Origin of the sequence: Streptomyces sp. 13-12-16 (assembly GCF_002114215.1) — a bacterium.
GTDB lineage: Bacteria > Actinomycetota > Actinomycetes > Streptomycetales > Streptomycetaceae > Streptomyces.
In genome coordinates this window covers 1-8,289 of record NZ_NCTE01000449.1, presented here as the reverse complement: position 1 = coordinate 8,289, position 8,289 = coordinate 1, and the positions used below count along the sequence as shown (strand labels likewise).

The following is an 8,289-nucleotide window of genomic DNA, read 5'->3' as shown; positions in this document are numbered from 1 at the left end:
GGGTGCGCCGAGCGTCGTCGTGGGCGCCGCCGTCGCCGTACCGACCGCGCTGACCAGGGACTTCGCGGCCGGCCTCGGGCCCTGGCCGGAGGCCGTCGCGCGGCGGGTGCCGGTTAGCCTGAGCGCATGCGTGTCATCAGGGACCTGCCGGCACTCGCCGCCGGCGAGGGGGACGTGCCCTTCGTGATCAAGGGGTACGAGGAGGTCGTCGCCGCCGACACGACGTGGAACGAACACTCGCACCCCTGGCACGAACTCCTCTGGAACGAGTACGGCACCTCCACCGCCGTGGTCGGCTCCCAGGTGTGGTGCATCACGCCGACGCTGGGGCTGTGGATGCCGGCGGGGCAGCTGCACTCCGCTTCCGCGGTCGCCGGAACCTCCTACCGCGCCCACTTCTTCCGGCACGGTACGGAGTCCGCGCTGCCCGACGTGCCGGTGGCCGTGGAGATCACCCCGCTGCTCCGGCTGCTCCTGGAGCGGCTGGAGGAGCCCGGCCTGCCGCCGCGCTCCCGGACCGTGGCCGAGGCGACGGTGCTCGACGTCCTGCGCCCGTCCTCCCGGGCGCTGCTGGTGCAACTGCCCGCCTCCGCGCTGCTGCGGCCGATCGTGGACGTCGTACGGGCCGATCCCGCCGACCAGCGCACGCTGGCCGGCTGGGCCGCCGCCCTCGGGTGCAGCGCCCGCACGATCACCCGCGCGTTCCAGAGCGAGACGGGCACGAGTTTCGCCCGCTGGGTCGCCTCGGTGCGGGCCCAGCACGCCGTGCACCTGCTGTCCCTCGGTCTCGAGGTCGAGGTGGTGGCCGACGCGGTCGGGTACCGCTCGGCGAGCGCCTTCGGAGCCGCCTTCCGGCGGACGACCGGCATGACCCCCGGCAGGTTCCGGGCGCGCTGAGGGGCCCGTCGCACCGGAGAGCCCGCACCCGTGTCCCGATCACTACAAGGGCTGTCGAAAAGGCTCGATTGATCCACGGGCCCCGGCTCCATACGCTTCTCAGGCAAGCCTTACCTAACTTGACTGAAAGTGGAACACGGGCCGATGAGAACCCCACGCCTGCGCGCGCTCGCCCTCGCGGCGGCCCTCCTGTTCGGACTCACCGCCTGCGGCGGCGAGTCCGGCGACACCGACGAAGACAGCGGCGCCGCCGGTGCCGGGGCCAAGGGCTCCGGCCGGTTCCCGGTGACGATCGAGCACGCCCTCGGCACCACCGTCATCCCCGACGAGCCGAAGCGCGTCGCCACCGTGAACTGGGCCAACGACGAGGTCCCGCTCGCCCTCGGCGTCGTCCCCGTCGGCATGGCCAAGGCCAACTTCGGTGACGACGACGGAGACGGCGTACTGCCCTGGACCGAGGACCGGCTCAAGGAACTCGGCGCCAGGACACCCGTCCTGTTCGACGAGACCGACGGCATCGACTTCGAGGCCGTCGCCGACACCAGGCCGGACGTCATCCTCGCCTCGTACTCCGGACTGACCGAGCAGGACTACGAGACCCTCAGCCGGATCGCCCCCGTCGTGGCCTACCCCGAGGCCGCCTGGGCGACCCCGTGGCGCGACATCATCCGCTTCAACAGCAAGGCCATCGGACTGGCCGACGAGGGCGACGAACTGATCGCCGACCTCGAGGGGCGGATCGAGAAGACCGCCGCCAAGTACCCCCAGCTGAAGGGGAAGACGGCGATGTTCATGACGCACGTGTCGTCCAAGAACGTCAGCCAGGTCGGCTTCTACACCACCCACGACACCCGCACGCAGTTCTTCACCGACCTCGGCATGAAGATCCCCGCCAGCGTCTCCGGGCCGTCCGGGTCGACCAAGAAGTTCGTCCTCACCAAGAGCGCCGAGCGCATCGACGACTTCAACGACGTCGACATCATCACCGGCTACGGGGACGACAAGGGCGAACTGCTGAAGGCCCTCAAGAAGGACCCGCTCACCTCGAAGCTGGCCGCCGTCGAGCGGGACTCCCTCCACCTGCTGCCCGGCAGCACCTCGCTGGCCACCGCCGCCAACCCGACCCCGCTGGCCATCCCGTACGTCCTGGAGGACTACGTGAAGGCGCTCGCCGGGGCCGCGGACAAGGTGGACAAGGCCGCGTGACCGTCACCGAGGCCCCGCCCGCGCCGGACCCCGCCCCGCTGCGGCGTCCGGCGCGGGCGCGCGTCACCTGGCTCCTCGTCGTCACCGCGGTCCTGCTGGCCGCCATGACCGCCTCCCTCGCCCTCGGCTCCCGCGACGTCGCCTGGGCCGACGTCTGGGCGGCGCTCGGCGGAGCGGAGGGCACCCTGGAGGAGGCCGCGGTCACCAACCGCGTACCGCGCACCCTCCTCGCCGTCACGGTGGGCGCCGCCCTCGGCCTCTCCGGCGCGGTCATGCAGGGCGTCACCCGCAACCCGCTGGCCGATCCCGGCATCCTCGGCGTCAACATGGGCGCCTCGCTCGCCGTGGTCACCGGCATCGCGTACTTCGGCCTCGCGTCGGTGTCCGGATACATCTGGGCGGCGATGACCGGGGCCGCCCTGACCGCCGGCTTCGTGTACGCCGTCGGCTCGCTGGGGCGCGGCGGCGCCACCCCGCTGAAGCTGGCCCTCGCCGGCGCCGCCATCTCGGCCGCACTCGCCTCCCTGGTCAGCGCCGTCGTCCTGCCGCGCAACGACATCTCCGACACCTTCCGGCTGTGGCAGATCGGCGGCGTCGGAGGCGCCACCCACGCACAGCTCGGCAGCGTCGTGCCGTTCCTCGCCGCCGGCTTCGTCATCTGCCTGGCCTCCGCCCGCGCCCTCGACTCCCTCGCCCTGGGCGACGACCTGGCCGCCGGACTCGGCGAGCGGGTGGCCCTCGTGCGGGCGGTCGCCGCGCTCGGCGCGGTCGTACTGTGCGGCGCGTCCACCGCCGTCGCCGGGCCGATCGCCTTCGTCGGACTCGTCGTACCGCACGCCTGCCGGCTGCTGGCCGGCGTCGACCACCGCTGGACACTGCCGTTCTCCGCGCTCGCCGGCGCCGTCCTGCTGACGGCCGCCGACGTGGTGGGCCGGGTCGTGGCCCGGCCGGCCGAGATCGAGGTGGGCATCGTGACCGCGATCATCGGCGCCCCCTTCTTCATCCACATCGTCCGCCGGCAGAAGGTCGGATCCCTGTGAGCGCCCCCGTCGACACCGCCCCGCCGGCACAGCGCACGGTCACCCGCGCCCGGGTCCGCCGCGCGCACCGGCGCCGGCTGACCGTCCTGGCCCTGCTGCTCCTCGTCGCCGCCGCCTTCGCCACCTCGCTCATGGCCGGACACACCTTCTACCCGGCCTCCGACGTGCTGCGCGTGGTCATGGGCGAGCAGGTGCCGGGCGCGTCCTTCACCGTCGGCACGCTGCGGCTGCCGCGGGCGGTGCTCGCCCTGACCGCCGGCTTCGGCTTCGGCATGGCCGGCGTCACCTTCCAGACGATGCTCCGCAACCCGCTCGCCAGCCCCGACGTCATCGGCATCAGCGCGGGCGCGAGCGCGGCGGCGGCCATCGCCATCGTCACCTTCTCGCTGAGCGGGACCCAGGTGTCCGTACTGGCGATCGCCGCCGCGCTCGGGGTGGCGCTGCTGGTGTACACCCTCGCGTTCCGCGACGGGGTCGCCGGCACCCGGCTCATCCTGATCGGCATCGGCATCGCCGCCCTGCTCGACAGCGTCACCTCCTACGTCCTCTCGCGGGCCGGCGAATGGGACCTCCAGGCGGCGATGCGCTGGCTCACCGGCAGCCTCAACGGCACCACCTGGGAGGAGACCGTGCCCACCGTCCTGGCCGTGCTCGTGCTCGGCCCGGTACTGCTGTCCCAGGGCCGCAACCTGAGCGCGCTGAGCCTGGGCGACGACACGGCCTCCGCGCTCGGCGTCCACGTCGAACGCACCCGCGTCACGGTGATCGTCGCCGCCGTCGGACTGATCGCGTTCGCCACGGCGGCGGCCGGACCGATCGCCTTCGTCGCGTTCCTCTCCGGCCCGATCGCCGCCCGGCTCACCGGAACCGGCGGCTCCCTGCTGGTCCCCGCGGGACTGGTCGGCTCCCTGCTCGTCCTGGTCGCCGACCTCACCGGCCAGTACGCCTTCGACACCCGCTACCCGGTGGGCGTCGTCACCGGCGTCCTCGGCGCCCCCTACCTCGTCCACCTGATCGTCCGCACCAACCGGGCCGGAGGCTCACTGTGACCGCGTCCCACACCCTCGCCACCGAGGACCTCACGCTCGGCTACGGCGACCGCGCCGTCATCGAGGGCCTGGACCTGACCCTCGCGGCCGGGCGGATCACGGTGATCGTCGGCGCCAACGCCTGCGGCAAGTCGACGCTGCTGCGTTCGATGTCCCGGCTGCTGGTCCCGCGCGCGGGCCGGGTCGTCCTGGACGGCAAGGAGGTCCACCGCACCCCGGCCAAGGAACTCGCCCGTACCCTCGGCCTGTTGCCGCAGTCACCGGTCACCCCCGAAGGCATCACGGTCCTCGACCTGGTCGGCCGGGGCCGCCATCCCCACCAGCGGGCCTTCTCCCGCTGGACGGCGCGGGACGACGCCGCGGTCGCCGCCGCGCTGGAGGCCACACGGACGACGGAACTGGCGGAGCGGGCGGTCGACGAACTCTCCGGCGGCCAGCGCCAGCGCGTGTGGATCGCGATGGCCCTGGCCCAGCAGACCGACCTGCTGCTGCTCGACGAGCCCACCACGTTCCTCGACATCAGCCACCAGATCGAGGTCCTCGACCTGCTGACCGACCTCAACCGGACCCGCGGCACCACGATCGTCATGGTCCTGCACGACCTCAATCTGGCCGCCCGCTACGCTGATCGGCTGATAGCCCTGGCGTCCGGGCGACTGCACGCCGCCGGAACACCCGAGGAAGTGATGACCGAGGACACCGTCCGGGCCGTGTACGGCATGGAGAGCCGCGTCATCGAGGACCCGGTCTCGGGCAAGCCCCTCGTCCTGCCGATCGGACGCCACCACTCGACGGCCACGGACGCCGAAGCCGCGGCCGCGTCGTCGCAACACGCGGCCGGGAGCCGCTGAACCATGATCGAGAAGCTCACCGCAGTACTGCCCGACCTCGCGCCCTGGCGCTCCTCCCGGGACTTCCGTCTCCTGTGGGCGCAGGGACTGGTCACCTACCTCGGCAGCGTGATGGCGCTGATCGCGCTGCCGCTCCAGATCAAGGAACTGACCGGCTCACCGCTCGCGGTGGGCGCGATGGGCGCCGTCGAACTGGTGCCGCTGGTGGTCTTCGGCCTGTACGGCGGGGCGCTCGCGGACGCGGTGGACCGGCGCAAGGTCATCGTGCTCACCGAGGCGGGACTGGGACTGCTGGCCGTCGTCCTGCTGCTGAACGCGCTGCTGCCGCACCCCATGCTGTGGCCGCTGTACGTGGTGGCGGCCGGGGTCGCGGCGCTCGCGGGACTCCAGCGCCCCGCCCTGGACTCGCTGCTGGCCCGGATCGTCCCGCACGATCAGCTCGCCGCCGCGGCCGCGCTGAACGCCCTGCGCTGGCAGGCGGGCGCGATCGGCGGACCCGCGCTGGCCGGCCTCGTGGTGGCGTACGCGGGCAACGTCCCCGCGTACGCCACCACGGTGGTCTGCTTCCTCGCGTCGGTCCTGATGTGCCGTCGGCTCTCCCCCGTGCCGCCCGTCGAGCACGCCGCCAAGCCGTCGTTGCGCGGCATCGCCGAAGGAGCCAGGTACGCCTGGTCGAGGCCGGTGCTCCTGGGCACGTACGCGGTGGACCTGGCGGCGATGTTCTTCGCCTTCCCCAACACGATCTTCCCCTTCCTCGCCGACGAGCTCGACGCCGACTGGTCGCTGGGCCTGATGTACTCGGCGGGCGCGGTCGGGTCGCTGCTGCTCAGCCTCACGAGCGGCTGGGTGTCCCGGACGCAACGGCACGGCCTGCTGGTGGTGTTCGGCGCCGCCGGCTGGGGCCTGGCCATGGCGGCGGCCGGCTGGACGTCGAACGTCTGGCTGGTCCTGGCGTGCCTCGGCCTGGCGGGAGCGGGGGACATGCTCAGCGGTCTCGGCCGCTCGACCATCTGGAACCAGACCATCCCCGACCGGCTGCGCGGCCGGCTCGCCGGCATCGAGGTCCTCTCCTACAGCGTCGGCCCCCAGCTCGGCCAGGTCCGCGCCGGGGTGATGGCCGGCTGGACCGGCGCCCGTCCGGCGATCTGGACCGGCGGACTCGCCTGTGTCGCCGCGGTGGGCCTGCTCACCGCCGCACTCCCCAAGCTCGTCAGCTACGACGCCCGCACCGACGAGGACGCCCGCCGTCGCGCCGAGGAGAGCGCCGGAAGCACGCCGGACCGTGAGGACACCGGAACCGCGCCGGGCCGTGAGGAAGCCGGTGTCGATCGGTAGCCTGCCGGCCGGTCGGGGCCGGACGGACGGGCAACGTCGCCGGCTTCCCGGAGTGACACCGCGAGACCCGCCCCCCATCGTCAAGCGACTGATGTTCTTCGGCCCCCTCGTGCACGACAACGGCTTTCGGGCGGGCGCACACACCGCCCCGGTGGTCACTCCCCGCGCGTCAGGGGGGCCGGTGTTTCCGTGATCGGAGAGCGACCCGGGTCCACGACGGAGGCGGATACGTGTCCGCCCTGTCCCAGTGGACGGATCGGCCCCGCTCCGCGCACGGGCCGGTCCTGGGGCGCCGCCGGGATCGCGACCTGCCGGACGGCCTGCTCGACGCCGTGCGCGGCGGTGACAGCCGAGCGCCGGTGCTCCGGGGCGAGCCGGGGATGGGGAAGAGCAGGCTGCCGGAGTACGTGACGGCCCGGGCCCTGGGGTTCCGGGTCGCCCGCGTCACCGGAGACCGGGAGCACCGAGGGCGACCTGACGCCCAAGGAGGCGCAGATCGTGCGGCCGGCGCGGGAAGGACCGACCGGCTCCGAGATCGGAACGCGGCTGTTCGTCAGCCCGCGTACGGCGGAGTGGCACCTGCGGAAGATCCTCGGCAAGCTCGGTGTCACCTCACGACGGCACCTGTGAGGACGGACTCCGGCGGCTGCCCGCCGTCGCACCGGTGGCGCGCAACTCGTGCCAGGCGCGCTCCGCGAAGCCCTCGGCCCCCATCCGGCTGAGGAGGACGTGGGCGGTGCTCAGCTGTTCGCGCGCGTCGGCGCGACGGTCCGCACGGCGCAGCCATTCGCCGTAGAGGAGGTGCGAACGGGCGCGGGTGACCTCGACGTCGGTACGGCCGAGCCGCTCGATCGCCTCCCGGTACAGGGCTTCGGCGGCGTTGCCCTCGCTCACCTGCGCCCGCACCATGGCCGTCGTGCCCAGGGCCCAGTCGGTACCACTGGCCCGCGCCGGCGTGTCGAGCCGCCGGGCGGCCTCGGCGGCGCGGGACGGCCGTCCGCTGCGCACGGCCGCCTCGACCAGTTCGGCCATCGACCGGACGGCCGGCCCCAGCTCCCCCGGTTCCTCGGCGCCCTGCTCCGCCGCAGCGTAGGCCTCCTCGTGGCGGCCGAGACCGTTGTAGAGAACCGCCTTCGCCCAGTGGCCGGAGCCGAGCGTCCCGTCCCGCGGGTCCTGGTGCCGGTCCGTGCCCCGGGCCATCGCGTCGACGGCCCGGAGCGTCGCGGTCTCCCGGCCCCTCCACGGCTCGGTCACCAGGGCGACGCGGTCGACGAGACGGCGACTGCCCGTCGCCTCACCGATGGTCCTCACCTGAGCGATCAGCGTGTCCGCGTGGTCGAGTTCACCGGCCAGCACACGGTTCGACACCAGACACAGGAGAGCGGACGGCAGCACGGACAGCGCCCCCCGGGCACGGGCGAGGTCGACCAGCCTCGTCGAGAGCACCGTCGCGCTGTGGAAGTCCCACACGTCGAAGGCCGTGCGGGCGGCGAGCGGGAACCAGCCGAGGCTCTCCTCGGGGGAGATCTCCTGCGTACGGAAGGCGGTCAGGGCCCGCAGCACCAGGGGCACTCCCGCCGCGTATCCGTCGACGGCCATCGTGGCCAGGCCGCGCAGGAGCAGACCGTTGCACTTCGGCGGCGGTCCCGGCGGTGCGGCGAGGGCCGCCCCGGCGATGTCCCGCAGCTCCGCGCCGCTCGGCGGAAGGCCGGCGGTGAGGGCGGCGTCGAGCGCGTCACGGTAGGACTCCTGGGCCAGCCCCGGGTCCAGCGGCTCCAGGCGTCCGGCCGCCCCGAGGAGCGACGGCAGCGCGTCGCCGGCGCTCTGGGACGCGAACACGACCTGGCCGCGCAGCAGTTCCGCCTCGGCGGACTGACGCTCGTCCATGGGGCTGATGGCGGCGGCGTCCAG

Annotated in this window: 7 protein-coding genes and 1 pseudogene; 7 read left to right on the top strand and 1 reads right to left on the bottom strand. The window is 73.5% G+C overall.

What is annotated here, in order from left to right; all coding sequences use genetic code 11:
* The first annotated feature begins 126 nt into the window (after window positions 1-126).
* The 7 genes from B7767_RS18315 (at window position 127) to B7767_RS18285 (ending at window position 7,008) form a co-directional block, all read left to right on the top strand.
* Complete coding sequence (locus tag B7767_RS18315; RefSeq protein WP_085573131.1) at window positions 127-897, top strand: AraC family transcriptional regulator; 771 nt, start codon at window positions 127-129, stop codon at window positions 895-897.
* A 144-nt stretch (window positions 898-1,041) separates the two neighbouring features.
* Window positions 1,042-2,103: an iron-siderophore ABC transporter substrate-binding protein gene (locus B7767_RS18310; protein ID WP_085573130.1), complete on the top strand. Its 1,062-nt coding sequence runs from the start codon at window positions 1,042-1,044 to the stop codon at window positions 2,101-2,103.
* Window positions 2,100-3,143, top strand: a complete 1,044-nt coding sequence (locus B7767_RS18305; RefSeq protein WP_373408224.1) for a FecCD family ABC transporter permease — start codon at window positions 2,100-2,102, stop codon at window positions 3,141-3,143. Before B7767_RS18310 ends, B7767_RS18305 begins: the two co-directional genes overlap by 4 nt.
* Window positions 3,140-4,192 carry an iron chelate uptake ABC transporter family permease subunit gene (locus tag B7767_RS18300; protein WP_085573129.1) on the top strand — a complete coding sequence of 351 codons (1,053 nt, stop codon included), beginning with the start codon at window positions 3,140-3,142 and terminating at the stop codon, window positions 4,190-4,192. Before B7767_RS18305 ends, B7767_RS18300 begins: the two co-directional genes overlap by 4 nt.
* Complete coding sequence (locus B7767_RS18295; protein WP_085573128.1) at window positions 4,189-5,043, top strand: ABC transporter ATP-binding protein; 855 nt, start codon at window positions 4,189-4,191, stop codon at window positions 5,041-5,043. Before B7767_RS18300 ends, B7767_RS18295 begins: the two co-directional genes overlap by 4 nt.
* Before the next feature lie 3 nt (window positions 5,044-5,046).
* Entirely contained in the window at window positions 5,047-6,378 is a 1,332-nt protein-coding gene (locus B7767_RS18290) for an MFS transporter (RefSeq protein ID WP_085573127.1), read from the top strand.
* A gap of 498 nt (window positions 6,379-6,876) precedes the next feature.
* Complete coding sequence (locus B7767_RS18285; protein WP_306297968.1) at window positions 6,877-7,008, top strand: LuxR C-terminal-related transcriptional regulator; 132 nt, start codon at window positions 6,877-6,879, stop codon at window positions 7,006-7,008.
* Here the strand turns inward: B7767_RS18285 and B7767_RS18280 are convergent.
* Window positions 6,991-8,289 (bottom strand): annotated as a pseudogene (locus tag B7767_RS18280) (LuxR family transcriptional regulator); the annotation flags it as partial. The gene B7767_RS18285 and the pseudogene B7767_RS18280 sit on opposite strands and share 18 nt — an antisense overlap.

Excerpts from the sequence above, each read along its gene's own strand:
- B7767_RS18290 (WP_085573127.1), top strand. The coding sequence starts at position 5,047 with ATGATCGAGAAGCTCACCGCAGTACTGCCCGACCTCGCGCCCTGGCGC.
- B7767_RS18315 (WP_085573131.1), top strand. The coding sequence starts at position 127 with ATGCGTGTCATCAGGGACCTGCCGGCACTCGCCGCCGGCGAGGGGGAC.
- B7767_RS18310 (WP_085573130.1), top strand. The coding sequence starts at position 1,042 with ATGAGAACCCCACGCCTGCGCGCGCTCGCCCTCGCGGCGGCCCTCCTG.